The following is a 25455-nucleotide window of genomic DNA, read 5'->3' on the forward strand; positions in this document are numbered from 1 at the left end:
TCGCGCGGCAGCAATCCTCAGCGATCCGTCAGCGGGCCCTCAGCGATCCGTCGGCGAGCCGTCCGGGCCGATCCGGGCGAGCACCTGGTCGTCGAAGGCCGCCGCTTGTTCGGCGATGCGCGCCGGTGTCAGCGCCGACTCCTCCAGAATGGTGATCCGCCCGGGCCGGGTCTGCGGCGCGTACTCGACGACGGCGTTGAACTCCTCCAGCGAGAAGCCGAGATCGGTCGGCCGCACCGGCAACGCGTGCCGGGCAAGGCAATCAACGGTCGCGTGGAAGCGATCCAGATCGCCCCGCAGGAACCAGGCGAAGGCAGCGCCCAGCCCCACCTGCTCCCCGTGGTACCCGCGGCGCGAAGGATGCAGCAGGTCGATCGAGTGGGAGATCTCGTGGCACGCGCCCGACGACGGCCGCGACGTACCGGCGACCACCATCGAGATGCCGGACAGCACCAGACCTTCGGCCAAGGTGGCCAGGAAGTCGTCGTCCGCGACGCTGCCCGGATGGTTCAGCACCGCCTGTGCGGCAGTCCGCGCGAGCGACACCGCAAGACCGTCGATCTCCTCGCCGTGCTGGCGATTGGCGGCTTCCCAGTCGGCGATCGCGGACAGGTTCGACAGGATCTCGCCGATCCCGGACCGCACCGAGCGCTCGGGCGCCTGCCGGACCAGGTCCAGGTCGACGAGGACGGCCAGCGGCGCCGGTACGCCGTACGAGCCGCGGCCGGCGTCGTTGTCCAGCGTGCTGATCGGCGAGGCGATCCCGTCGTGCGCGAGGTTCGTGGCGACCGCGACCATCGGCAGCCCGAGCCGCGCGGCCGCGAACTTCGTCACGTCCAGCACGGTCCCGCCGCCGACGCCGACGATCGCGTCGTACCGCTTGGTGCGGACCTGCTCGACCAGCCGGATCGCCGCGTTGATGGTGCCGCCCTCGACGGAGTACCAGTCGGCGCCGGCCAGGCCGCCCTCGAACGTCTTCTGCACGGTCGGTCCGTACGTCGAACCGACCGCGATGGCGACCCGCCCGGAGGTGGAGATCCGCTGGTCGGTGAGGATCGTGCCCAGCTCGGCGAGAGCACCGCGGCGTACGTCGACGACCAGCGGCGCGGTGATCATCCGGGCTAGGAGGGGCATACGATCTCCCGCGCCCGGGCCAGGTCGTCGTGGTTGTCGATCTCGACCCAGTCGACCTTGCCGATACCGGCCACGTCGATGCGGCGGCCTCGGTTGACCAGCTCCTGGTAGCCGTCCTCGTAGTACAGGTTCGGGTCGCGTTCCCAGGTGGTCTTCAAGGCATCCGCGAGGTCCGCGGCGGCGGACGGCTCGATGAGAGTCAGTCCGATGTACTCACCAGTTGCGTCCGAAGGCTCCATCAGCTTGGTGATCCGCTCGACACCGTTGGCCTCCGACCAGATCACCTTCATCTCCTCGTCCGCCAGCGACTTCACGGTGTCGAGGGCAAGGATGAGTTGCTGGTCGCCGCCGCGGGCCTCGAGCAGCGTGTGCTCGACCGAGACCGGGTGGACGGTGTCGCCGTTCGCAAGCACCATGCCTTGGCTGAACAAGTCACGGGCACACCACAGCGAGTAGGCGTTGTTCCACTCCTCCGCCTTGTCGTTGTGGACGAGTTCGAGCGTCACGCCGTACCGGCTCTCCATGTCCTTCTGGCGGTCCGCGATCGCCTGCGCGGCGTACCCGACGACGATCGCGACATCGGTGAGGCCGACTTCGGCGAAGTTGGCGAGCGTCAGGTCGAGCACGCTGGTCTCCGCGTCGATGGGCACCAGGGCCTTGGGCAGCGTGTCGGTGTAGGGGCGCAGGCGGCGCCCGGCTCCGGCGGCGAGAACGAGTCCGATCATCCCCGGATGCTACTGCCCAGCAGCCCGATGGACCGTGGATGAGAGGATGCCGGGCATGACATGGCTCGTGACTGGTGGTGCCGGGTACATCGGATCGCATGTGGTGCGGGCGTTCCGCGCGGACGGGATCGACGTCGTCGTGATCGACGACCTGTCGAGCGGCAAGCCGGAGTTCCTGGTGGACGGCGTCCCGTTCGTCGAGGCGAACCTGCTCGACGCCGACGCGACCCGCAAGGCGCTCGACGGGGTCAGCGGTGTGGTGCACCTGGCCGGGTACAAGTACGCCGGGGTCTCGGTCGAGAAGCCGATGCACACCTACACCCAGAACGTCACCGCGATGGTCACCCTGCTGTCCGCGATGGCCGAGACCGAGGTCCGCAACATCGTCTTCTCCTCCAGCGCGGGCGTTTACGGCACCCCGAAGGACGAGACCGTCACCGAGCAGACGCCGCCGAACCCGCAGAGCCCGTACGGCGAGACGAAGCTGATCGGCGAGTGGCTGCTCGCGGATCAGGCCAAGGCGGTTCCGCTGAACCACACCTCGCTGCGCTACTTCAACGTCGTCGGCTCCGGGGACCCCAAGGTGTACGACGCGAGCCCGTACAACCTGTTCCCGATCGTGTGCAACATGCTGGCGCAGGGGAAGACCCCGCAGCTCCACGCCGGTCACCCGACGCCGGACGGCACCTCGATCAAGGACTACGTGCACGTGTCCGACCTGGCCCGCGCGCATGTTGCCGCGGCGCGGGCGCTGGACTCGGGCAAGACCCTCGAGCCGGTCTACAACCTGGGTAGCGGCACCGGTACGTCGGTCCGCGAGATCATGGATGCCGCCCGCCGCGTGACCGGCATCGACTTCACCCCCACCGAGGGACCGCGCCGCCCCGGCGACCCGTCGCGCGTGGTCACCTCCGGCGAGCTGGCCGCCCGCGACCTGGAGTGGAAGAACACCCACACCGTCGACGAGATGTTCGCCTCGGCCTGGGAAGCCTGGCCGAAGGGCTGATCAGCCTTTCAGAGCGTCGAAGCAGGCCGCCGGTACGGTGAGGGAGACCTCGCCGCGCCGGTTGAGTTCCTGTTCGACGGCGTCGAGGGCTTCCTGGCCGGCGATCGCGAGCCAGCCGTCGAGGAAGCCCAGCTTGATGAAGTAGTGGTTCAGCAACGCGGTCCCGTCGGCGAAGCGCATCCCGAACTCGGTGCGGGCTACGACGCTCGCGGTGAAGCTCGCCTGCTCCAACAGCCGGAGCGTGCCGTCGACGCTGGCCCGATGCGCGATGTGGTCGTCCAGCGCCTTTCCGTCGGACGCCGAGCGGAAGGCGTCGTAGAACTCGGCCATGTGCCCGACCAGGTTGGTGCTGAGCAGCAGGTGACCACCTGGCCGGAGTACGCGATGGCACTCGGTGAGAACCGCGGCGGCGTTGTCGAAGTTGTTGACGCCCAGGTTGGAGACGACGACGTCGACCGAGGAGTCCGCGAGGTCGAGGCTCGAGGCGTCCGCGACCACCAGCTCGACGTTGGCCAGGCCGAGGTACTCGACCTTGCGCCGTAGTACGTCCATGGCCTCGGCCCACGGATCGACCGCGATCACCCGGGCGGCCGCGCTGCGCTGGGCCAGTTCGACGGTCAGGAAGCCGGTGCCGGCGCCGAGGTCGACGATCGTCTGGCCGCGGCGCAGCGGCACGTGCTCGAGGATCAGCTGCCCGAAGGGCGCCGACCACAACGGCAGCTCGTCGTAGTTGTCCGCGACCGGGTCTCCCATGGCCGCACCCTACGGCTCCCGGCGGGTGTGCGCGGAGAATTTTCGCACCGCGGAGAAATTCTGGCTGGGCGGTCCTGGGCGGCTGTATGTTGTGCCCCAGTTACTACAGCTCGTCGCCGACGGGCTCTGATCGAGGGGTGCGATCCGCATGAGTTACGAGTCCCTGCCGCGGTTCCTGGCGAAGATCGACCTCTTCGAAGGGCTGCCGGCCGACACGCTGACCGACCTGATCGGCCGCGGCACGACCCTGACGACGCCGGCCGGTGCGTCGGTGGTGCAGCAGGGCGGCGACGACAACGGCCTGCAGGTCGTGCTGGAAGGTTCGGCCGAGGTCACGGTCAACGGCGAGGCGCGCCCCGCGCTGGGCGTGGGCGACTACTTCGGCGAGATCTCCTTGCTGGACGGGCAGCCGCGCTCGGCGTCGGTCGTGGCCGGTCCCGACGGGCTGACCACCTTCGCCCTGTCGTCGCTGGCCTTCGCCCCGGTGGTGAAGGAGAACCCGGACGTCGCGCAGACGCTGCTCAAGGCGCTCTGCGGGCGGATCCGCTCGCTCGAGGCCGCCCAAAGGGCCTGAGCGTCAGGCCCGAGAGTAGCCCGGGGCAACCAATGGCCTCCGCCACGGAGCGCAAGGTCGTCTCGGTGCTGTTCTGCGACCTGGTCGGTTTCACGGCCGCCTCGGAGTCCGCGGACCCCGAGGACGTCCGGCGCTGGCTGCTGCCCTACCACCAGTTGCTGCGCGAGGTCGTGGAGCGCTTCGGCGGGACGGTGGAGAAGTTCGCCGGGGACGCGATCCTGGCGGTCTTCGGCGCTCCCCGCTCCCGCGAGGACGACGCCGAGCGGGCCGTCCGGGCAGGCCTGGCGATCCTGGACGCTCTCGCTTCGACGGGCACGCTCGAGGTCCGGATCGGCATCGACACCGGCGAGGCCCTGGTCGAGCTGGGTGCCAGACCCGAGCTGGGGGAGCCGTTCGTCACCGGTCTGGTGGTCAATGCGGCGGCCCGGTTGCAGACCTCGGCCCCCGTCGGCACGGTCGTGGTCGGCGCGGGCACCTATGCGGCAACCAGTCGGGTCTTCGCGTACGAACCGCTGGAACCCGTTGCAGTCAAGGGACTCAGCCATCCACTCGACCGATGGCAGGCCGGCGCTCCGCGGGCCCGCTTCGGCGCGGACGTGATCCGTGACCTCAGTACGCCGCTGGTCGGGCGGCAGCGCGATCTCACCCTGCTCCGCACCGCGTTCGACAAGGCGGTCGCCGAACGCGCACCGCAGTTCGTCACGCTGCTGGGCGAACCGGGCATCGGCAAGTCCCGGCTGGTCGCCGAACTCGGCGCCGAACTGGACCGCCGCGACGAACTGGTGACGTGGCGCGAAGGCCGCTGCCTGCCGTACGGCGAGGGCCCGTTCTGGCCGATCGCGGAGATCTTCAAGGCGCAGGCCGGCATCCTCGACACCGATCCGCCGGCGGTGGCCGCCGAGAAGCTGGACGCGATCCTGCCCGCGGACGGGGACCGGTCCTGGTTGCGCGCCAGGGTCCGGCCGCTGGTCGGTGCCGAGATCGGCAGTGTGCCGCCGGGTTCGGTGACGCAGGAGGAGTCGTTCGCCGCGTGGCGGCAACTGATCGAGGGATTCGCCGAGCACGCCCCGACGGTGATCGTGCTGGAGGACCTGCACTGGGCCAAGGACGCCCTGCTGCACTTCGTCGACCACCTCGTCGACTGGGTCACCGACCTCCCGCTGCTGGTCGTCATCACCGCCCGGCCGGAGTTGCTCGAACGCGGTCCCCGCTGGACCCGCGGACTGCAGAACGCCCTGACGATCGGCCTCTCGCCGTTGTCCGGCAGCGAGACCGACCAGCTGATCACCCGGCTGCTCACCGACAGTGCCCTGCCACCGGAGACCAAGGCCGAGCTGGTCCAGCGCGCCGACGGAAACCCCTTGTACGCCGAGGAACTCGCGCGGATGGTGAAGGACTCCGGCTCGGGGCACGCGACCGTGGATCTGCCGCCGGGAATCAGTTCGATCATCGCCGCTCGCCTGGACACGCTGGAGCCGGATCGCAAAGCCCTGCTCGCGAACGCGGCCGTGATCGGCCGGGTCTTCTGGGCCGAGGCCGTCGCCGTCCTCAGCCACCGCGAGCCGGCGGACGTAGTACAGGCGTTGCAGGAGCTGGCGCGGAAGGAGTTGGTGCGGCCGGTTCGGCAGTCGTCGATGGGTGGGCAGCACGAGTACACCTTCTGGCACGCGCTGACCCGCGATGTCGCCTACAACCAGGTGCCGAGGGCGGAGCGGGCGGCGCGGCACCTCGCCGCGGCGGATTGGCTGGAAGCACAGTGCGCGACCCGGCAGGCCGAGGCGACGAACACCATCGCCCATCACCTGGAGACGGCGCTCGAGCTGTCCCGGGCCGTCGGCGACGATCGGATGATCGCGGAGTTGTCACCGCGGGCCAGGCGCTACGACCAGTTGGCCGCCGAGCTGGCGATGAACGTGGACACCTCCGACGCGCTCAGGCTGCTCGACCAGGCGCTCGCACTGACTCCCGCGGACGATCCGGAGCGGCCGGAGGTACTGTCCCGCTGGGGCTGGGCCGCCTTCCTGACCGGGCGGCTCGACGACGCGCTGGCCGCCTTCCGCGAGGCCGCCGCCGGATTCGATGCCGCGGGCAACATCGTCGGAATGGCCCGCGCCTTGCGGATGTCCACCTATCCGATGAACAACATGGCCGAGCGGCTGGACACGATCAACCGGGTGGTCGCGATGCTCGAGGCTCTCGGCCCGAGTGAGGACCTGGTCGGTGCGCTGGCCGGGCAGGCGAGCATCCTGTCGGTCGCGGGCCGGCGCGACGACGCCTTCGCCGCGGCCAACCGATCGCTGGCGATGGCGTCCGAGCACGGCTACCCCGTACCGTATCGGGCCCTGGAGGCGCACGGGTTGTCCCGGATCGCCAACGGCGACACCGGCGGACTGGTCGACATCAAGGACGCGCTGGCCGCCCTCCAGGAGCTGGGTCAGGCGCGCGACACCGCCGTCACCTGGCTCAACTACGGCTTCGTCGTCTGGCAGATCGAAGGACCGGTAGCGGCACTCGACTCGCTGCGCGAGGCCAGCGAATACACCGCCCGGCGCCGGCTGGTGGAACTCGATCAGCAGGTCACCTGCATGGTGCTGGAGTTGATGGTCGAGACCGGTGAGTTGCAGGAGGTCGTCATTGGTTGCCGGGAGCAACTGGATCACCCCGGCCCGGCGTTCATCCTGCTGCGCCGGATCGAGGTGCTCGCGGCCCTGGCCCGGGCGCAGTTGGAACTCGGCCAGGAAGGCGCTCGGGAAGCCGCAGAAGAGGCGTACCAGCTCGCGATCAAGGTCGGTTGGCCCGATCTCCTGGCGATCTCGGGCGCACCGGTCGCCGGTGCCCGAGCCGCCGCCGGTGACCGCGCGGGTGTCCGCGAAGTGCTCCAGCGCCTACTGGAGTTGGAAGAGCTGACCGGCAGCCACGAGTACGCCGCGCGGCTGCCTGCTTACGTTCGCGCTGCTCTGGCAGTCGACGAGCCCGAGATCGCCGCGGCGCTGACGGCCCGCTTGGTGCCGCTGTTGCCGATGTGGGAGTACTCGGTGACGACGGCCGAGAGCCTGCTCGCAGAGCACCGAGGCGACCGTACGACAGCGGCGGCCGGCTTCGCCAAGGTCGCGGCGCACTGGAAGGCCTTCGGCAGCCAACTCGAACACACCTACGCCCTCAAGGGCCTGGCCCGCACCAGCAATCCCTGATCACGAGTTGAGTGTGTCCGCGATCAGCGCGCCGACCTGGTCGAGTTCGATCAGGAAGCCGTCGTGGCCGTACGGCGACTTGATCAGGTGCAGCGGGCCGGCGTCGGGGCGGGCGTCGATGAGCTCGGCGGACAGGCGCGCTGGGTAGAGCCGGTCGGAGTCGACGGCCGCGATTACCAAGCGGGCGGTCAAGTTCTGCAGGGCCTGGCGAAGGCCGCCCCGGCCCCGGCCGATGTCGTGCGAGTTCATCGCGCGCGTCAGAACGGCGTACGAGCCCGCGTCGAAGCGGTTGACGAGTTTGGCGGCGTGGTGGTCGAGGTACGACTCGACGGCGAAGCGGCCGTCTCCTTGCGGGTTGCGCCCGAAGCGGGTGGCGAGTTCGTACTCCGAACGGTAGGTGATGTGCGCGATCCGCCGGGCGATCCCGAGTCCTGAGGTGGGAGCTACTCCCGTCCCGTAGTAGTCACCGCCCTGCCAGGCCGGGTCGGCTTCGATGGCGGCGAGTTGCGTTGCACACCAGGCGATCTGCTCGGCCGTGGCATACCCGGTGGAAGCCAGTACTACGGACGTCGCGACGCGGTCCGGGTAGAGCAGCGGCCATTCGAGCGCCCGCATGCCGCCCATCGATCCGCCGATCACCGCCGCCCAGCGATCGATGCCGAGTCGGGTGGCGAGCGCGGCCTCGGCGGCGACCTGGTCCCGCACGGTGATCGCGGGGAATCTACTGCCCCAGGCCTTCCCGTCCGGCGCCGGCGACGACGGGCCGGTGGATCCCTGGCAGCCGCCGAGTACGTTCGCGGCCACGACGTACCAGTCGGCCGGATCGACGGGCCGGCCCGGTCCGATCAGGCCGTCCCACCAGCCCGGGGTGGGTTGCCCCGGGCCGGCTGGACCGACCACATGCGCGTCCCCGGTGAGGGCGTGGCAGATGAGGACGGCGTTGTCCCGGGCGGCGTTCGGCCGTCCCCAGGTCTCATAGGCGATCACCACGCCGGGCAGCGAATCGCCACTTTCCAGCACCAGCGTGCCGATGCCGGCAAGCTGCCGCCCGCCGGCCGGCTCCGCACCCGCGCCGCCCTTGCCCGAGGAGCCCGAGCCGGCTGTCGCCGGTGTTGGGTCAGGATCGTCCGCCCACCACTCACCGGCCACCTGACCTGGTGAATGGTTGCCCTGAGCACCGGGGTCCCGCCCCCGGGCGCCGGTGCTCCACTCCCTGACGGGCGTGGACGGACGATCCTGAGTCATCTGCGCCGCGCCGGCTCAGGCCGACTTGGCGGCGGCGAACCCGACCTCGAGGTCGGCCAGGATGTCGTCGATGTGCTCGAGGCCGACCGCGAGCCGGACCAGCCCCGGGGTGACACCGGAGGCGAGCTGGTCCTCGACGGACAACTGGCTGTGCGTGGTCGACGCCGGGTGGATCACCAGCGACCGGACGTCGCCGATGTTCGCCACATGGCTGTGCAGCTGCAGGGCATCCACGAAACGCTTGCCGGCGTCCACGCCGCCCTTGATCTCGAACGCCACTACGGCACCCGCACCGCGCGGCGTGTACTTCTGCGCGAGCTCGTAGTACGGGCTCGACGGGAGGCTGGCGTACGCGACGCTGTCCACCTCGTCGCGGCTCTCCAGCCATTGCGCGACCGCGAGCGCGTTGTCGAGGTGCCGCTCGATCCGCAGCGACAGCGTCTCCAGGCCCTGCGCGATCAGGAACGCGTTGAACGGAGACACCGCCGTACCGAGGTCGCGCAACCACTGCACCCGGGCCTTGAGGATGTAGGCGAGGTTGCCGAGGTCGGAGCCGACGCCGAGCGCAGTGCCGTAGGTGAGGCCGTGGTAGCTCGGGTCCGGCTGGTTGAAGCCGGGGAAGCGCTCGGGGTTCGCGGCGTAGTCGAACTTGCCGGAGTCCACGATCACCCCGGCGATCGCCGTACCGTGGCCGCCCAGGTACTTCGTCGCCGAGTGCACCACGACGTCGGCGCCGTGTTCGAGCGGCCGCAGCGCGTACGGCGTGGCGACGGTGTTGTCGACGATCAGCGGTACGCCGTACTCGTGGGCGACCGCGGCGATGCCCGCGATGTCCAGGATCTCGCTCTTCGGGTTGGCGATCGTCTCGCCGAAGAAGGCCTTGGTGTTCGGCCGGATCGCGGCCTTCCAGGACTCCGGGTCGGTCGGGTCCTCGACGAAGCTCACCTCGACGCCGAGCTTGGGGAACGTGTAGTGGAACAGGTTGTACGTCCCGCCGTACAGGCTCGGGCTGCTGACCACGTGGTCGCCGGCCTCGGCGACGTTCAGCAGCGCGAGCGAGGTCGCGGCCTGCCCGGAGGACACCAGCAGTGCCGCCGTTCCGCCTTCCAGGCTGGCGATCCGCTGCTCGACCGCGTCCTGGGTCGGGTTCTGGATCCGGGTGTAGATGTTGCCGAACTCCTGTAGACCGAACAGGCTCGCGGCGTGATCGGTGCTGTCGAAGGTGTACGACGTGGTCTGGTAGATCGGCAGCGCCCGGGCCTTGGTGGTCGGGTCGGAGGTCTGGCCGGCGTGGATCTGGCGGGTCTCGAAGGACCAGCTGGGTTCGCTCATCGAACGGTGTCCTGTTCTCGGGGTACGGGCCCTTAATGAACTAAGACTATAAACTCACTAGACATTCACGTTCTGTGATCGTCCACATGCTGGTCGCGAGGGATCAGTCCTGCGGGTAGTCCTTGCGGAAGGGGCCGGTCGGGGTCAGGTTGAGTGCCGCCGGGCCGGTGAGGACGCCGCCTTCCACCGGGAGGGTGTGGCCGGTGATCCAGGCGGCGTCGTCGGAGCCCAGGAAGGCCACGGCGGCAGCGATGTCCTCGGGCTCGCCGACCCGGCCGAGCGGGTAGAGCTTGCCGAGCCGGTCCAGCGCGTCCGGCTGGTTGTCCCAGTTCGGCGTCCGGATGGTGCCGGGGGCAACGACATTGAAGCGGACGCCGCTGCTGCCGTAGCGGGCGGCGAAGTTCTGCGTCATGGCGATCTGGCCGGCCTTCGCCGCGGAGTACTCGAGGTTCCCGAAGGCAGCAAGGCCGTTCACCGAGCTGATGGTGACGACGCTCCCGCGCGTCTTCAGCAGGTGGGGGATCGCGGCCTGGATGCACTGGGCCGCGCTGACCAGCGTGAGGTCGAGCTGGCGATGCCACTCCTCGCCGGTGGTGTCCTCCGGTACCGCGGTGACGACGCAGGCGCCCGCGTTGTTCACCAGCAGGTCCAGGCGGCCGAAGCGTTCCATCCCCGCCGCGACCGCCGCGTCGATGTCGGCGCGCGAGGTGACATCCACCCGTACTGCGAGAGCGCGGTCGCCGAGCTCGGCGGCGAGCTCCGCGGTCTTGTTCTCCTGCAGGTCGGTGACGATCACCGAACCACCCTCCGCGACGATCCTGCGGGCGACGGCGGCGCCGATCCCCTGCGCGGCGGCCGTGATCAGCGCGACCCGTCCCTCGAACCGCTGCATCAGTTGTCCTCCAAGATTCGATCGACCTTCTCGTCGGCGATCCGCCGGTCCAGCTTGGCCTCGTCCAGGTTGCGGCAGAGAACGATCGAGCCGCCGCCCGCGATCACGCCGACCAGCGTGCCGATGCCGTCCGGGGTGACGAGGCTCGTTGTCGTCAGCACCCGCTCGGTGATCGGCTTCGCGGCCGCGATCAGGTCCGCGTGCGTGCTTGCGTCGTACGCCGGGGAGTCGGCCGTGGGCGGGTCGAAGGGGACGAAGACGTCGGGGTGGTTGTAGACCTCTGCGCCGTAGTCGTGCACGTCGGCCGGAATCGGCTCCCGGAACCGGCCGCCGAGCGGGAGCAGCGCGGAGGCGATCGTCTCGCGGCTGCCGCGGAGGCCGAAGTCGGGTCCGGTGATCGCGATCGTGCTGTCCCCGGTGGTCAGGCCGGCGCCGGCCGACCAGGTGGACAGCGCCCAGACGACACCGAGCCAGTGCGGCGGCAGTCCGATGGCGACGGTCTCGCCGGACTCCAGGTCGTACTCGTCGACGAGGAGGTTCGCGGTCTTCGCCACCCAGTTGGCGGTGGTGAGCGCGCTCAACTCGATCCGTTCGCCGGACGCGTCGTCGTAGTAGGTGAGGAACGGACTGGCGCCGTCGCGGCGTACCGCGGCGCTGAAGAGTTCGGGAAGCGTTCCGGCCATGAGCGCAACCCTATGTCGTCGCCGGTCAGGGATGCGTGGCGTTTCCACCCAGGCGTACCTTTGTCTGGGGTTCCGAGAAAGAGGACTGTCATGGCTGCACTGCTGGCGATGCCCGAGGGTGGCGAGTGGATCGTCATCCTGGTGATCGTGGTGCTGGTGTTCGGCGCGAACAAGCTGCCCGAGCTGACCCGCAACACGGCTCGCGCGCTGACCGAGTTCAAGAAGATCAAGAACGGCGACGACGAGTCGCCCGCCGAGAACGAGGCCGCCAAGCCCAAACAGGACAGCCCACCCGCCTGAGCCCTCAGCCCGTCTGTCAGAGGCCTCACCCGTCCGTCTGACCTCTCAGCCCGTCTGTCTGAGGTCTCGCCCGCCCGGCTGAGGTTTCAGCCCGCCATCGCGGCCGCGGCGCGGAGCGCGTCGGTGAGCTGGGCGACCGGAGTGGCGACCGGGCCGGGAAGCCGCGCCACGATGATCCGGCGGATCTCCTGTGGTCCGCCACGGACCGGCAGGATGCGTACGCCGGTGGGCGCGGCGCTCGCTAGCGAAGGCGGCACCGTGGTGATGCCCGCCCCCGCCGCGACCAGGTGCAGCTTGGCCAGCCAGTCGCGGGCCGTGTGGGCGATCTCGGGTCGCTCGTCGAGTCCCGGCCAGACGCCCATCAGCTTGTCCTCGCCGGAGGCAGGCCCTGAGATCCACCGCTGCCCACGCAACTCGGCGAAGTCGATCGCCTCCGCGCCGGCCAGCGGATGACCAGCCGGTACGGCGAGGCACAGCGCCCGCTCGACCAGTACCTGGACGTCGAATGCGGGCGACTCGGCATCTGGTGGCCGGAACGGTGGCGCCGAAGCGAGCAGGGCAACGTCAACGCTGCCGGCCCGTAACGCCCGAACCAACGCCGGTGTCGATCCCTCCCACGTCGTGACCTCGAGCGCCGGATGACTTCGCCGCAGCGCACTGATTGCCTTCGGCACCAGCACGGCACCCGCGCTCGGGAACCAGCCGAGCCGGACCTTGCCGGCCTCGGCGGGCAGTCCGGCCAGCTCGCGCGCGGTCGTGTCGAGCTGGTCGAGGATGCGCGCCGCGGTTCGTAGTACAAGCTGTCCTGCGGGCGTCAGGTGGACGCCTTCGCGGCGGCGTTCCAGCAGCGGGGCCTGGGCGGCGCGCTCGATCGAGGCGATCTGCCGGGAGACCGCGGACTGGGTGTAGCCCAGGGCGGTCGCCGCGGCCGTGAAGGTGCCGCGCTCGGCGACCTCGCGGAACACCCGCAGCGCAACCAGGGAGACATCGCTGAAGTCCATGAGTTTTACGCATGCTACCTGTGCCGAATTCTCGTTGGAATCATGACCGGCCCGTTCCTACCGTTGTTCTCATGAGACGCATCGCAGTAGTCACCGGCGCGAACCAGGGCCTCGGCTTCGCCCTGGTCGAAGAACTCGCCGCCCGGATGAACCCCGAGGACCTCGTCCTCCTCACCAGCCGCAATGCCGAGCGGGTCGCCGAAGCCGCCGCTCGGGTCCACGGAGCCGCGCAGGTCGAAGGCCGCGTGCTCGACGTCAGCGATCCCACGGCCGTCGCGGAGTTGGCGGCCGGCCTGCAAACGCAGTACGGCGGTGTCGATATCGTCATCTCCAACGCGATCGCTCCGCTCAGTCCCGACCGGCCGCAGGCCGAGCAGGCCGACCAGTTCATCGCGGTCGCAAACGGGGGCACGCACTCCGTACTCCGGTCCTTCGCTCCCGTACTCCGCCCAGGTGGCCGGCTGATCGTCGTCGCGAGTTCGCTCGGCACCCTCGACAAGCTCGCCCCGAAGCTGCACGCGCTGTTCGACGGTCCGTCGTTCGAGCAGATCGAGCAGACCGTCGAGGACTGGAGGCAGTCGATCCACGCAGGCACGGCCGCCGGACAAGGCTGGCCGGAGTGGGTCAACCTGCCTTCCAAGGTCGGCCAGGTCGCCGCCGTACGGGCCGTCGCCGCGCAACGACGTACCACCGATCTCGCCCAGAACACGCTGATCGCCTCGGTCTGCCCCGGACTCGTCGACACCCGCGCCTCGCGGCCCTGGTTCGACGACTTCAGCGCTGCCAGGACGCCGGCCGAAGCCGCCGTACCGATCGTCGACCTCGTCCTCGCCGACCAGGTCGACCCGGCGACGTACGGCGAACTGATCCGCGACCATGAGGTGCTGCCGTGGACGGGCGCGGTGGAGGTGTCCGCATGATCAAGACGCCGTTCGGCTTCAGCAGCACGGCCGCTGACGTCGTCCGCGGGGTCGACCTCGGCGGCCGCCGGGTGGTCGTTACCGGCGGCTCGTCCGGCATCGGCGTCGAGACCGCGCGCGCCTTGGCCTCGGCCGGCGCGGAGGTGACGCTCGCAGTACGGGACCTGGCCGCGGGGGAGCGGACCGCCAAGAACATCACCGTGACCACGGACAACGACAAGGTCCACGTTGCGGAGCTCGACCTGAGCAGCCTCGCGTCGGTGCGCGCGTTTGCTGCCGATTGGCAGGGCCCGCTGCACGTCCTGATCGCCAATGCGGGGGTGATGGCCTGCCCGGAGCAGCACACCGAGCAGGGGTGGGAGTTGCAGTTCGCGACCAATCACCTCGGTCACTTCGCACTCGCGACCGGACTGCACGAGGCCCTCGCTGCTGCCGGGAATGCCAGGCTTGTCGTGGTCAGCTCGTCCGGTCACCAGCTGTCGCCGGTGGTGTTCGACGACCTCAACTTCGCCTTCCGTCCGTACGATCCCTGGCTGGCCTACGGTCAGTCGAAGACCGCGAACGTGTTGTTCGCCGTCGAGGCGAATCGGCGCTGGGCCGCGGACGGGATCACCGCCAACGCCCTCATGCCCGGGGCGATCTACACCAACCTGCAGCGGTACACCGATGGACGCGGGAGCGGCAAGACGCCGCCGGAGATGTTCAAGACTGTCGAGCAAGGAGCGGCGACGTCGGTCCTGCTCGCTGCTTCTCCTTTGCTGGAAGGGGTCGGCGGCCGCTACTTCAACGACTGCAACGAAGCTGAGCTGCTGGATCGGCGCAGCGGAACTCTGTACGGCGTGGCGCGGTATGCCGTTGACCCGGGCAACGCCGAGCGCTTGTGGGCGGTGTCCGAGGCTCGGCTCCAGCAGGGTTGACCGACAAGGCTCCGGGACCCCGCGATGCCGGAGACCCCGCAGTCCTCGTAAGGTCGGCGCATGTTGATCGTGGTCGGGCTGGCGCTCATTCTGGCGCTGACCGTGGCCACCGGGTACTTCGTGGCGCAGGAGTTCTCCTACGTAGCGGTGGACCGGAACCGGCTGCAGGGTCTCGCCGAGGCGGGTGACGCCGCCGCCGTCCGGGCGCTCGAGGTCACCTCGCGGCTGTCGTTCGTGCTGTCGGGCGCGCAGGTCGGGATCACGGTCACCGCACTCCTCGCCGGTTACGTCGCCCAGCCGTACCTCGGCAAGGGACTGGAGAACCTGCTCGGTTCGGCCGGTCTCCCCAAGGGCGTGTCGTTGTCGGTCTCGGTGGTCCTTGCGTTGCTGCTGGCAACGATCATCCAGATGGTGCTCGGTGAGCTGGCACCGAAGAACCTGGCGATCGCCCGGGCCGAGGCGCTCGCGCTGCGACTGTCCCGGTCCACCCTGATCTACCTCACCGTGGCCGGCCCGCTGATCCGCCTCTTCGACACCGCGTCGAACCGGATCCTGCGCCGGGTCGGGATCGAGCCGGTCGAGGAGCTTCCGCAGGGTGCCACCGCCCAGGAGCTGGACCGGATCATCGCCACGTCGTACGAGCACGGCCTGCTCGACGAGGACACCACCCGGCTGCTCGATCGCGGCCTCGACTTCCGCGGCCGGATCGCCGCCGAGGTGATGATCCCGCGCGTCGACGTGATCACCGTGCACACCGACGACCCGCTGACCAGGGTGGTCGAGCTGCTCGACTCCGGCCACAGCCGGTTCCCGGTGATCGCCGCCTCGGTGGACGAGGTGATCGGCGTGATCGCGATCGGCGACGTGGTCGAGGTCGAGCCGGCCGACCGTTCGCACGTCACGATCGGTTCGCTCGCGGCGCCGCCTGTCGTCGTACCGGCCACACTGTCGCTGCCCGGTGTGCTGGAGCAGCTCCGGACCGCGCATCGCCAGCTCGCGATCGTCGTGGACGAGTTCGGCGGGTTCGCCGGCGTGGTGTCGCTGGAGGACATCGCCGAGGAACTGGTCGGCGAGATCCGCGACGAGGACGACCTGCCCGAAGCCGGGCTGCTGGCGAACCCGGACGGGACCTGGGTCGTGCCCGGCCGCCGGCGTCTCGACGAGGTGACGGAGGCGACCGGGATCGCTCTTCCGGACGGCGACGACTACGACACCGTGTCCGGACTGGTGATGGCCCGGCTCGGGCGGATCCCGGTCGTCGGCGACGAGGTGGTCGTGGAACTGCCGCAACGGTTCGACCACGACGGCCGTCCCGCACCCCGCGAGCACGGCAAATTGACAGTGCAGACCGTACTGCGGCACGTCCCCGGCCTCGTCGTTCTGGAGAGGCTCTCGTGAACACCGCCGTCGCTCTGCTGATCTCGCTGCTGCTCCTTGTTCTCAACGGGTTCTTCGTCGCTGCCGAGTTCGCGCTGGTCGCGTCGAAGCGGCACCGGCTCGAACAGTTCGCAGCCGACGGCCGTCGTACGGCGCGTGCTGCGCTGGCCGGAATCAGCGAGCTGTCGTTGATGCTCGCGGGCGCGCAGCTCGGGATCACCCTGTGCACGCTGGGACTCGGGTCGTTGTCCGAGCCCGCGGTCGCGCAGCTGCTGCATCCGGTGTTCGAGCTGATCGGCGTACCGGACGGCGTCGGCGAAGTGATCGCGTTGGTCATCGCCGTCGGCGGGGTCGGTCTGCTGCACGTGTTGCTGGGCGAGATGGCACCGAAGTCGTGGGCGATCAGCGACCCCGAGCGGTCGGCGCTGCTGCTGGCGATGCCGTTCCGCGGGTTCACCTTCGTCTTCCGGCCGCTGCTCGTCGTACTGAACACGCTGGCGAACGCGTGCGTCCGGCTGCTCAAGGTGACGCCGCAGAACGAGCTTGCGAACGCCCATGGTCCGGACGAGTTGCGGATGCTGATCGAGGCGTCGGCCGAACACGGGACGCTGGCCGCGGCCGAACACGACCTGCTCACTGCGATGCTCGCGCTGCAGAACACCACGGTCGACCAGGTGATGACGCCGACCTCACGGCTGTCCACGGTGCCCGCGTCCGCGGTCGCCCGCGACGTCGAACTGGTCAGCCGGCGTGAGGGACACTCAAGGCTCGCGGTGGTCAGCTCTGGTACTGCGATCTGCGGCATCGTCCACGTGCGCGATGCGGCCCGCGCGACGACCGGGGGCGGTCACACGCTGCGCGCCTCCGAGCTGATGACCGAGCCGCTCCGACTGCCGACCGGTACTCCGGTAGCTGCGGCGATCCGCATCATGCGTACTGAACGCTCCCAGCTGGCTGTCGTCCAGCAGGGGTCCGAACCGATCGGCGTGGTCGCTCTCGAGGACCTGCTGGAAGAGGTCATCGGCGAGTTCGACGACGAGACCGACCCGATCATCAGTGCCACCCGCCGGCCGCCCGGCTGAGCAGTGCGCCTGGTCCCGTGACGCGGGCGGACTACCGTTGTCGCAACCAGCCGGAGGAGTAGAACAGTGCCTGTCAGTCGTCTCGGTCTCGTTGTGCACCAAGGTCGCCCGCTCGCCGTCCAGGCGGCCGAGGTGGTTCGTGACTGGTGCCGCCGGCATGACATCGGCTGTACCGACATCGATGTCTGGAAGCAGCACGAGGACCGTCGCGGTGGGATGGACGAGCTGCACCACGCCGGCAATCCGGACCTGGTCGTCACGCTCGGCGGCGACGGCACCTTCCTGCGCGGCGCCCGGATCGCGGCGAAGAACGATGCCGCCGTCCTGGGTGTCGACCTCGGCAAGGTGGGCTTCCTGACCGAAGTGGCGTGCAGTGACGTCGAGGAGGCGCTGGAGGCGGTCCACCACGGCGGCGCCACCATCGAGGAGCGGATGACGCTCACCATGCGCGCATCGCGGCCGCTGGAGATCCCGACCGGGATCGACGCGCTGCTGCGCTACGGCCATGGTCCCGCGCTCCCGCCGCCCTCGGTGCGGCCGGAAACCGTCGAGGGCGACGGCTGGGGCGTGGCCCTCGACGTGACCGCGCTGAACGACGTGGTGCTGGAGAAGCTGGCCCGCGACCACCAGGTGAGCATCGGCGTCTACCTGGCCGGGCGACTGCTGGCGTCGTACTCGGCGGACGCGTTGATCGTGGCCACGCCGACCGGCAGTACGGCGTACAGCTTCGCGGCCGGTGGGCCGGTGTTGTCGCCGAACCTGGAGGCGGTCGTCTTCACTCCGGTGGCGCCGCACATGACCTTCAACCGGACCGTGGTGGCGGCGCCGGACGAGCCGGTGGCGCTGCGGGTGCTGCCGCACTCGGGACAGGCCGCGGTCAGCATCGACGGTCAGTTGCGCGGCATCCTCGACCCTGGCGACTGGATCGGCGTCTACGGGTCCGTACGCCGGTTGCGGCTGGTCCGGCTTCGGCCGACCGACTTCTACGGGCGGCTGCGCGACCGCTTCCGGCTCACCGACGCGCCCGCGACCGGTGTCGACGGCGAGTCCGACCGCTTCTGGGTCCCCGACAGCCCGGTCCCCGCCGACCTCGCCCACCTACGCATCCCAACCGCTCGCACCGCGGCCGAGGAGACGGCCCGGCCGGCACCCTGCCCGGTCAGCCCCACCACTGGTACGCCGGCCGAGGCGCCCGCCGCCGACTAGCTGCCGGTACGCCCGGCCATGGCGGCCGCCGCTGACTAACTGCCGCTCGGTTCGAGCGCCGGTCCACCAGATACCAGTTGGCTACTGGTCGGCTCCGGCGGTCGGTGGCTCGGTTCGCCCGGTAGGGTTCGTCCTCATGCGAAACGTGGTGATTCTGGCCGGCGGTTCGGGGACTCGGCTGTGGCCGTTGTCCCGGGTCGACAAGCCCAAGCAGGTGCTGCCGCTGGCGGCGGGCAACTCCCTGCTCCGAGTGGCGTACGACCGGCTCGCGGGCCTGGTCGACCCGGCCAACATCTACGTCTGCACGGTGGCCGCCCACACGGACCTGGTCCGCGAGCAGCTCCCCGAGCTCGGCGAGCACAACATCATCGGCGAACCGGTCGGCCGGGACACCGCGAACGCGGTCGGGCTCGCCTCGGCGGTGGTCGCCCGGCACGATCCCGAGGCGGTGCTGGCGATCGTCGGCTCGGACCACCTGATCACGCCGGAGGCGGAGTTCCGGGCCGCGATCCGGAGCGGGTTCGAGCTGGTCGAGCAGCGGCCGCGCTCACTGGTCACCTTCGGGATCGAGCCGACCCACCCGCACACCGGGCTCGGGTACGTCGAACGCGGTGACGCGATCGACGGCACCTCGGCGTACGTCGTGGACCGGTTCCGGGAGAAGCCGGATCGCGCCACGGCCGAGGAGTACCTGGCCACCGGGCGGTTCTGGTGGAACTCCGGCATGTTCGTCTGGCGGGCCGAGACCGTGTTGAGCGTGCTCGACGCGCTGCTGCCGGAGTCGGCCGCTCAACTGCGCCAGGTCGCGGCGGTCTGGGACACTCCCCAGCGCGACGCCGAGCTCGGTGCGATCTACCCGGGACTGCGCAAGATCAGCGTCGACTTCGCGGTGATGGAACCTGCTTCGCAGGGCAAGGTCGACGCGGACGTGGTCGTCATCCCGATGCCGGTGCACTGGCTCGACGTCGGATCCTGGGCGGCGCTCGCCGGCACCTACGAGGTCGATGCCGAGGGCAACCGTCACGACGGTACGGCGCTCAGCTGCCTGCTCGACTCGCACGACAACGTGATCGTCACCGACGACCCCGACCACCTGATCGCGGCCGTCGGCCTGACCGGCCACATCATCGTCCACACCCACGACGTAACCCTCGTCTGCCCCCTAGCCGACGGCGAACGGGTCAAGGACCTGGTCGCCCAAGTTCAATCCGACCACGCCACCCGCTACGTCTGACCCCGCCTTGTTCATGCCCGGTGGGCTCAACTCCGCTCCGAGGGGTTACCCCACTGTCAGAGCAGTGGGGTAACCCCTCGCGGAGGAGTCAACCCGGCCGATACCCGGTTAGCGGAGGCCGGGTTCCTGGGTGTCCTGGGCGGGGAATTTGGTGATGAAGGTCGTTAGGGCCTCGCCGCTGAGGGCGTCGCAGAATTGGCGGTGGCCGAAGGACTGGCCTTCGGGTCCGGCGCTCCAGTGGGCGAAGGCGATCTTCTTGCCGGCCGGCCACGCGGCGCCTTCGGAGGCGTGGAACGGGGCGGCGATGAAGAAGCCGCCGTCGGCCGCGTCGGGCAGCTTCGCCTTCGCCAGCTTCTCGATCTCCGCGAGCTGCTTCTTGTCCTTGGCGATCTCGTCGCTGTACCAGAGCAGCGTGTAGCCGTGCTCGAGGTTGTGCACGAGGTTCTCCACCGGCGGGCGGTCCTCGGCCGAGTAGAACTTCTTACTGAACGGCGCCCAGGTCTGGTAGTGCGGTCCGCTCGACGGCGGCGAGACGGCGTACGCGATCTTCTCGCCGTCCGGCCGGTGGTCCGCGGACTTGCCGGCCGGGTCGTTGGTCGGGGCGTCGCAGGACGCCGCGGCCGCCTTGACACCGACGGCGGCGATCGGCCGGCTCTTCGCCCGGGAGTCCTCGATCAGCTTGACCGCCGGCACCGCGATGATGCCCAGCCCGACCACGATCGAGACAGCCACGATCGCCCACGTCCGGCGCTTGTCCGACCGGTCCTGGTCGCGCTGCATCTTCTCGATCAGCTCGCGCCGCGACTGCGTTGCCTTGGCCATGCCACTCCCAGGATCGGTCCGCAAAGGCCGAAGACTAACCCAGCGGACAGGATCCGTGCCTGTCCGTCTCCACCGGCCCGGAACGGGGGATCAGCCGCCGTTCGGCTCCTGGGCGTCGGTCGACGGGTACTTGTTCATGAAGTCGGCGAGCGCGGCGCCGCTGACCGAGCCGCAGAACTGGCGGTGACCGAAGGCCGTCTTGCCGTCGGCGCCCATGCCGCTCCAGTGCGAGAAGGCGATGTTCTTGCCGTCCGGCCAGGGCAGCTGGCCGTCGGAGGCGCGGAAGGGCGCGGCGATGAACTTGCCGTTCGAGCTGTCCGGCAGCTTGGCCTTGGAGATCTTCTCGATCAGGGCCAGCTGGTCCTTGTTCTTCGAGGTCGCCTCGTTGTACCAGAGGATCGTGTAGCCGTGCTCGAGGTTGTGCACCAGGTTCGGCACCGGCGGCCGGTCGTCGAAGGTGTAGAACTTCTTCCCGAACGGTGCCCAGACCGCGTAGTGCGGGCCGGACGAGGGCGGGGAGACCGGGTACTGGATGACCGTGCCGTCCGGCTTGTGGTCCTGAGTGCCGGAGGCCTTGTCGTCGGTGGGCTGGTCGCAGGACGCGGACGCGGCGGCCACGCCGAGGTCGGAGATCGACAGGTTCTTGGTCCTGGAGTCCTGGATCAGCCGGATCGCCGGGTAGGCGATGATCGCCAGGCCGACGATGATCGAGGCGGCCACGATGATGAGCGTACGGCGCTTGTCGGACCGGGCCTGCTCACGCTGCATCTTCTCGATCAGCTCGCGGCGATCCTGCTTCTGAGACTTACCCACAGTGAATGGTCTTCCCTGATCATGGGCGGTCTCGGGCGCCGCCGTCCGCGTGCAGTGTACTGAGCCACCCTGAGAAGTTGCCTAGAAAACTACTTCGACCGTGAGCCGAACGTGACCGTCGCCTCACTGCCCGGACCGGTCCGTACGGCGACGCCGTAGCCCTCGGCATGGAGCAACACAGCGAGGCGTTCCGCGATCACGCCGACCGCGACCGGCTCGTCGCCGAAGACGGCGATCGTGTTGTCCAGCAGTTCGATGTGGACATCCTCGTCGTCCACCAGCAGCCCGGCCCACAGCTCGGGATCCACCTCACGTGGCCCGGCAGGAGCCTTCCGAGCCAGTACTGCGGCCCGCGCGGCCTCCCGCGTTCCCAGGCTGAACAGGTCCATCTCGGCATCCCTGACCAGCGCCCGCGCCCCGGTCCCGTGCTCCCCAACGGGCAGAACCACATCGGACAGCCCACGCAGTACGGCGACCGGTACGCCGTCGGCCTTGCCCTTCACGAGTTCACCGGCGCCGGCGATCTCGTCGGCGATGGCCGGCTCGGTCACGGCGAGCACATTGCCGTGGCTGTCGGTGCTGCCGCGCAGATCCTCCAGCACCTGGATGCCGGCCGCGCCGATCGCCAGGTCCGTCTGGCCGTTGCGCCACGGTCGCCCGAGGGTGTCGGTGATCACCACGCCGACATTCACGTCGTACCGCTTCTTCCAGGCCACTCGCAGGGCGCGGGCGGACAGGTCCGGGTCGACCGGCAGCAACAGCACTGTGCCGGGCGCGGTGTTGGACGTGTCCGTGCCCGCGGCGGCCATCACCAGTCCGTGCCGGGTCTGGACGATCCGGGTGTCGCCGCGCTGAGCCACGACCCGGACCAGCTCCGCGTCGATCGCCTCGTCGCGGGTGCCGTGGGTGAGTCGGCCCTCGGACTTGCTGATGATCTTCGAGGTCACCGCGACGACGTCGCCGTCGCGCAGGTCGGCCAGGTCGCCGATCAGCCCGGCCAGGTCGCTGCCCGCGGCGATCTCGGGCACGCCGACGACCGGGTAGATCTCGAGCTGCTTCCTCATCGGCGCACGGCCTCGGCCAGGACCACCGCTGCGGTGGCGATCGCGGCCGTCTTCGGCTCGTCGTCCATCCACAGCGGCACCGCCTGCGCGTGGATCCCCGCCGCGGCGATCGACTCGAGCTGGGCCGCGTCGGAGGTGTCGATCAACCAGCCGTCCAGTACGCCGCCGGCCGCCCGCGACCCGTAGTACCGGGCTACCGCGCCCGCGGTGGACTCCACGCCGATCGCCGCGAGCACCTTGTCGGCCATGCCGCGAACCGGGCCGGTCCCGATGATCGGCGAGACCCCGATGACCGGGGCGGCCGTCTCCCGGACCGCCTCCCGGATCCCCGGGACGCCGAGGATGGTGCCGACCGAGACCACCGGGTTCGACGGCGGCAGGATCAGCGCGTCGCACTCGGCGATGGCGTCCAGTACGCCGGGGGCCGGCTTCGCCTTGTCCTGGCCGATCGCGAGGATCTGGTGCGCCTGGACCTCCGCGTGCAACCGGACCCAGTACTCCTGGAAGTGGATCGCCTTGCGGGTGCCCGGGTTCTCCGGATCGTCCACGACCACGTGCGTCTCGACCCGGTCGTCGCTCATCGGCAGCAGCCGGACCGGCAGCTCCCAGCGGGCGCAGAGCGCCTCGGTCACCGCGGCCAGGCCGTAGCCGGCGTCGAGCATCTGGGTCCGGACCAGGTGGGTGGCGATGTCGCGGTCGCCGAGGCCGAACCAGGTCGGCTCGACACCGTACGCCGCGAGTTCCTCCTTCACCACCCAGGTCTCGTCCTCGCGGCCCCAGCCGCGTTCCTTCGAGATGCCACCGCCGAGGGTGTACATCACCGTGTCCAGGTCGGGGCAGACCCGCAGGCCGAACAGCGTGATGTCGTCGGCGGTGTTGCCGACCACGGTGATCTCGGCGTCCGGCCGGGCCGCCAGCAGGCCGCGCAGGAAGGTGGATCCACCGACGCCGCCGGCAAGCACTGTCAATCGCATGAGGACAGTCTCCACGAGTCGTCAAAGCAACGAACCACCGCACGACTATGCTGCCGAGGGTCCGAACTATGTGCACAGTGTGTCAATCAAGTTGCACGGCCCCCAACATCCCGAGGAGCCCTCGTGGTTACCGACGCAACCAAGAAGCTCAGAGAGCCGGTCGCGTACATCCTGCTCGCCTTCGCCGCCCTCTGGGCGCTGGCTTCGCTGATCTCCCTCTTCGTCGGCGACGCCGGATTCAGCTCCAACAGCTCCGTGGTGCTGCATACGAATGTCGCACCCGCCTTCCCAGGCGTCCTGCTGATGATCGCCCTGGCCGCCTCGGTCTGGCTGGTCACCGAGGCAGGTGAGCAGACCCGGAACGCCCGCCTCGTCACCCTGGTGGCGCTGGTGGTCACCGGTGTGTACGTGCTGCTTGGCCTGATCGTCGTGTTCGCCGTCTTCGGCGACAGCTCGGACTCGGCCGCGGTCAAGTTCGTGAACTTCCTCTACGGCCTGGCCGGTCTCGCGCTCTACGGCGTGGTCGGTTTCTACATCCTGCGGCACTTCCAGGCGCTGCCGGCTCCGGTCCGCGCGCCGAAGGTCGGCCAGCAGGGCCAGTTCGCGGGCCAGGGCGGCCAGTACGCCGGCCAGCCGGGCGCGCAGTACGGTCAGCAGGGCGGCCAGTACGGTCCGCAGGGCCAGCAGCAGTACGGCCAGTACGGCGCCCAGCAGGGTGGAGCTCCGTACGGGCAGGACGCCGGTCAGTACGGCGCCTACAGCGCTGGTGCCGGCGTGGCTGCGGGTGCAGCCGGTGGTTACGCGGCAGCCCAGCAGGGCGGCGAGCAGTGGCCGCAGGAGCAGAGCTGGAACGCGGGCGGCGAGCAGCAGGCGTGGTCGGCGTCCGACGCCGAGGCGCAGCCGCACACCGGTGCCGCTGAGCAGCAGCCGGCCGAGCAGACCTGGTCGGCCGAAGGCCACGGCACCGAGCCGACCCAGCAGTGGAGCCCCGAGGGCGCACAGCAGTGGGGCGGCCAGGACCAGGGCGCACAGCAGCAGTGGCCGCAGGAGCCCGCCCAGCAGTGGGCAGGCCAGGAGCAAGGCCAGGAGCACCCCCAGGAGCCGGCTCAGCAGTGGGCAGGCCAGGAGTACGGGCAGCAGGGTCAGCCGGAGTGGCAGGGCGCCGACCAGGGACAGGCACCGGCAGCGCAGGGCGAGAGCTGGTCTGCCGAGCAGGCGACCTGGCAGCCGGGCGAGCAGTCCTGGCAGGCCGAGGACGCACCGGCGGCAACTCCTGCTGCCGAAGCGCAGCCGGAGCCCGAGGCAGCCGACGAAACCCGGGTAGAACCGAGGGTTTCGGACCCGGCGAAGGACGGCGAGCCGGAGCAGCCGGGTCAGGGCAACCAGCAGGGCTGGTGGTCGCAGCCTTCCTGAGAAGGCAGCAAGCCCTTGCCGAAGGGACGCCGGAACTTTCTCCGGACTCCTTCGCGAGGCACCCGCAGTGAGCGAGAGGCCTGTGAACACAGGCCTCTCGTTCTTTTGCAGCCGTGTTGCGGATGACGCCAATAGCAGACCACGGCTTGACTTTCGTGGATTGCAGGAATGTAATTTCAACCGTGTCGTTCGTTGACACTCGGTATCGGGGACCGTTTTCAAGCTAGTAGAACGGTCGAGGTCAGGCATGTGGGACCGCAAGCCCATATGTACAGGGGAACGAACAGGGTCGAGGAGGTCGTACCGTGACAGAAACGCTGATGGCGATTGTCGACGGTGAGGCGATCGAGGAGGAGCCGAACTGGCAGGAACGGGCACTGTGTGCCCAGACCGATCCAGAGGCTTTCTTCCCGGAGAAGGGCGGTTCCACCCGCGAGGCGAAGAAGGTCTGCCTCGGTTGTGACGTACGAGGCGAATGCCTGGAGTACGCACTGCAGAACGACGAACGCTTCGGGATCTGGGGCGGGCTGTCGGAGCGGGAGCGCCGCAAGCTGAAGAAGAGGGCCGTCTGATCCCTCGACGCGTGGTGGTGCCCTGCCACCCCGCCGTCGCCGGTGGCTGCTGCGCCGCAACGGAAAAGTGAACACAGACTTCGTGTGAGGCCCCGGCCGGACTCTGTCCACCGGGGCCCGCGGCTGTCTGGGCCCCAGCGGTTGTGTCGGGGCACTGTCAGGGGTCGCGTAAGCTCAGTCCTCGCCGCGGCCTGAGCGGGTCGAGGCAGACCGTCCAACCCCTGA

24 protein-coding genes are annotated in these 25455 nt (G+C 69.6%); 12 read left to right on the forward strand and 12 right to left on the reverse strand.

All coding sequences use genetic code 11. The annotated features are described in order from the left end of the window. Window positions 1-39: 39 nt before the first annotated feature. Both DIZ26_RS27570 and DIZ26_RS27575 read right to left on the reverse strand, forming a co-directional pair. Window positions 40-1134: an iron-containing alcohol dehydrogenase family protein gene (locus tag DIZ26_RS27570; RefSeq protein WP_112246646.1), complete on the reverse strand. Its 1095-nt coding sequence runs from the start codon at window positions 1132-1134 to the stop codon at window positions 40-42. Further along, window positions 1122-1859 carry a phosphocholine cytidylyltransferase family protein gene (locus DIZ26_RS27575; protein ID WP_112246648.1) on the reverse strand — a complete coding sequence of 246 codons (738 nt, stop codon included), beginning with the start codon at window positions 1857-1859 and terminating at the stop codon, window positions 1122-1124. The genes DIZ26_RS27570 and DIZ26_RS27575 overlap by 13 nt, the downstream gene beginning before the upstream one ends. Before the next feature lie 55 nt (window positions 1860-1914). On the opposite strand from DIZ26_RS27575, the gene galE reads away from it, so the two are divergent. Further along, the gene (galE, locus tag DIZ26_RS27580) at window positions 1915-2865 is read left to right on the forward strand and encodes a UDP-glucose 4-epimerase GalE (RefSeq protein ID WP_112246650.1); all 951 of its coding nucleotides are present in this window, start codon (window positions 1915-1917) and stop codon (window positions 2863-2865) included. Here the strand turns inward: galE and DIZ26_RS27585 are convergent, their stop codons facing one another. Next, window positions 2866-3618 carry a class I SAM-dependent methyltransferase gene (locus DIZ26_RS27585; RefSeq protein ID WP_112246652.1) on the reverse strand — a complete coding sequence of 251 codons (753 nt, stop codon included), beginning with the start codon at window positions 3616-3618 and terminating at the stop codon, window positions 2866-2868. It abuts the gene before it with no gap. Between the two features lie 148 nt (window positions 3619-3766). Between DIZ26_RS27585 and DIZ26_RS27590 the strand changes: the two genes are divergently transcribed. Further along, window positions 3767-4192 carry a cyclic nucleotide-binding domain-containing protein gene (locus DIZ26_RS27590; protein WP_112246654.1) on the forward strand — a complete coding sequence of 142 codons (426 nt, stop codon included), beginning with the start codon at window positions 3767-3769 and terminating at the stop codon, window positions 4190-4192. 32 nt (window positions 4193-4224) lie between these two features. Continuing rightward, a complete protein-coding gene (locus DIZ26_RS27595) occupies window positions 4225-7383 on the forward strand; it encodes an ATP-binding protein (RefSeq protein WP_112246656.1) in 3159 nt (1052 codons plus the stop codon). Here DIZ26_RS27595 and metX read toward each other — a convergent pair whose 3' ends face one another. The 4 genes from metX to DIZ26_RS27615 form a co-directional block, all read right to left on the reverse strand. Next, window positions 7384-8628, reverse strand: coding sequence for a homoserine O-acetyltransferase MetX (metX, locus tag DIZ26_RS27600; protein ID WP_198676313.1), 1245 nt, complete (start codon window positions 8626-8628; stop codon window positions 7384-7386). A gap of 15 nt (window positions 8629-8643) precedes the next feature. Next, entirely contained in the window at window positions 8644-9960 is a 1317-nt protein-coding gene (locus DIZ26_RS27605) for a bifunctional o-acetylhomoserine/o-acetylserine sulfhydrylase (protein ID WP_112246658.1), read from the reverse strand. A gap of 103 nt (window positions 9961-10063) precedes the next feature. Next, window positions 10064-10852, reverse strand: a complete 789-nt coding sequence (locus DIZ26_RS27610; protein ID WP_112246660.1) for an SDR family NAD(P)-dependent oxidoreductase — start codon at window positions 10850-10852, stop codon at window positions 10064-10066. Beyond that, on the reverse strand, window positions 10852-11535 hold the full coding sequence (locus DIZ26_RS27615) for a TIGR03089 family protein (protein ID WP_112246662.1): 684 nt from the start codon (window positions 11533-11535) through the stop codon (window positions 10852-10854). Before DIZ26_RS27615 ends, DIZ26_RS27610 begins: the two co-directional genes overlap by 1 nt. 90 nt (window positions 11536-11625) lie before the next feature. On the opposite strand from DIZ26_RS27615, the gene tatA reads away from it, so the two are divergent. Then, complete coding sequence (gene tatA / locus DIZ26_RS27620; protein ID WP_112246664.1) at window positions 11626-11835, forward strand: twin-arginine translocase TatA/TatE family subunit; 210 nt, start codon at window positions 11626-11628, stop codon at window positions 11833-11835. Window positions 11836-11921: 86 nt separating this feature from the next. Here tatA and DIZ26_RS27625 read toward each other — a convergent pair whose 3' ends face one another. Then, complete coding sequence (locus DIZ26_RS27625) at window positions 11922-12836, reverse strand: LysR family transcriptional regulator (RefSeq protein WP_112246666.1); 915 nt, start codon at window positions 12834-12836, stop codon at window positions 11922-11924. Between the two features lie 71 nt (window positions 12837-12907). On the opposite strand from DIZ26_RS27625, the gene DIZ26_RS27630 reads away from it, so the two are divergent. The 6 genes from DIZ26_RS27630 to DIZ26_RS27655 all read left to right on the forward strand — a co-directional run bounded on the left by DIZ26_RS27630 (window position 12908) and on the right by DIZ26_RS27655 (window position 19572). Next, on the forward strand, window positions 12908-13756 hold the full coding sequence (locus tag DIZ26_RS27630) for an SDR family NAD(P)-dependent oxidoreductase (RefSeq protein WP_112246668.1): 849 nt from the start codon (window positions 12908-12910) through the stop codon (window positions 13754-13756). Next, window positions 13753-14673, forward strand: a complete 921-nt coding sequence (locus DIZ26_RS27635) for an SDR family NAD(P)-dependent oxidoreductase (protein ID WP_112247170.1) — start codon at window positions 13753-13755, stop codon at window positions 14671-14673. The genes DIZ26_RS27630 and DIZ26_RS27635 overlap by 4 nt, the downstream gene beginning before the upstream one ends. A 60-nt stretch (window positions 14674-14733) precedes the next feature. Next, window positions 14734-16071 (forward strand): hemolysin family protein, encoded by a 1338-nt coding sequence (locus tag DIZ26_RS27640; protein ID WP_112246670.1) that lies wholly within the window; start codon window positions 14734-14736, stop codon window positions 16069-16071. Beyond that, window positions 16068-17132, forward strand: coding sequence for a hemolysin family protein (locus tag DIZ26_RS27645; protein WP_112246672.1), 1065 nt, complete (start codon window positions 16068-16070; stop codon window positions 17130-17132). Before DIZ26_RS27640 ends, DIZ26_RS27645 begins: the two co-directional genes overlap by 4 nt. Before the next feature lie 66 nt (window positions 17133-17198). Beyond that, a complete protein-coding gene (locus DIZ26_RS27650; RefSeq protein ID WP_112246674.1) occupies window positions 17199-18338 on the forward strand; it encodes an NAD(+)/NADH kinase in 1140 nt (379 codons plus the stop codon). A gap of 136 nt (window positions 18339-18474) precedes the next feature. Next, a complete protein-coding gene (locus DIZ26_RS27655) occupies window positions 18475-19572 on the forward strand; it encodes a mannose-1-phosphate guanylyltransferase (protein ID WP_112246676.1) in 1098 nt (365 codons plus the stop codon). Between the two features lie 108 nt (window positions 19573-19680). Here DIZ26_RS27655 and DIZ26_RS27660 read toward each other — a convergent pair whose 3' ends face one another. From DIZ26_RS27660 to cofD, 4 genes are all read right to left on the reverse strand, one after another. Further along, the gene (locus DIZ26_RS27660) at window positions 19681-20394 is read right to left on the reverse strand and encodes a DUF3105 domain-containing protein (RefSeq protein WP_112246678.1); all 714 of its coding nucleotides are present in this window, start codon (window positions 20392-20394) and stop codon (window positions 19681-19683) included. Window positions 20395-20484: 90 nt separating this feature from the next. Next, the gene (locus DIZ26_RS27665) at window positions 20485-21207 is read right to left on the reverse strand and encodes a DUF3105 domain-containing protein (protein ID WP_112246680.1); all 723 of its coding nucleotides are present in this window, start codon (window positions 21205-21207) and stop codon (window positions 20485-20487) included. 89 nt (window positions 21208-21296) lie between these two features. Beyond that, the gene (locus tag DIZ26_RS27670) at window positions 21297-22271 is read right to left on the reverse strand and encodes a coenzyme F420-0:L-glutamate ligase (RefSeq protein ID WP_112246682.1); all 975 of its coding nucleotides are present in this window, start codon (window positions 22269-22271) and stop codon (window positions 21297-21299) included. Continuing rightward, on the reverse strand, window positions 22268-23245 hold the full coding sequence (cofD, locus tag DIZ26_RS27675) for a 2-phospho-L-lactate transferase (protein ID WP_112246684.1): 978 nt from the start codon (window positions 23243-23245) through the stop codon (window positions 22268-22270). The genes DIZ26_RS27670 and cofD overlap by 4 nt, the downstream gene beginning before the upstream one ends. Before the next feature lie 123 nt (window positions 23246-23368). Between cofD and DIZ26_RS27680 the strand changes: the two genes are divergently transcribed. After that, complete coding sequence (locus DIZ26_RS27680; protein WP_112246685.1) at window positions 23369-24658, forward strand: hypothetical protein; 1290 nt, start codon at window positions 23369-23371, stop codon at window positions 24656-24658. Between the two features lie 320 nt (window positions 24659-24978). Beyond that, a complete protein-coding gene (locus DIZ26_RS27685) occupies window positions 24979-25230 on the forward strand; it encodes a WhiB family transcriptional regulator (RefSeq protein ID WP_012919241.1) in 252 nt (83 codons plus the stop codon). The last annotated feature ends 225 nt before the right edge of the window (window positions 25231-25455 follow it).

This window comes from Kribbella monticola, from assembly GCF_003261635.1.
GTDB lineage: Bacteria > Actinomycetota > Actinomycetes > Propionibacteriales > Kribbellaceae > Kribbella > Kribbella monticola.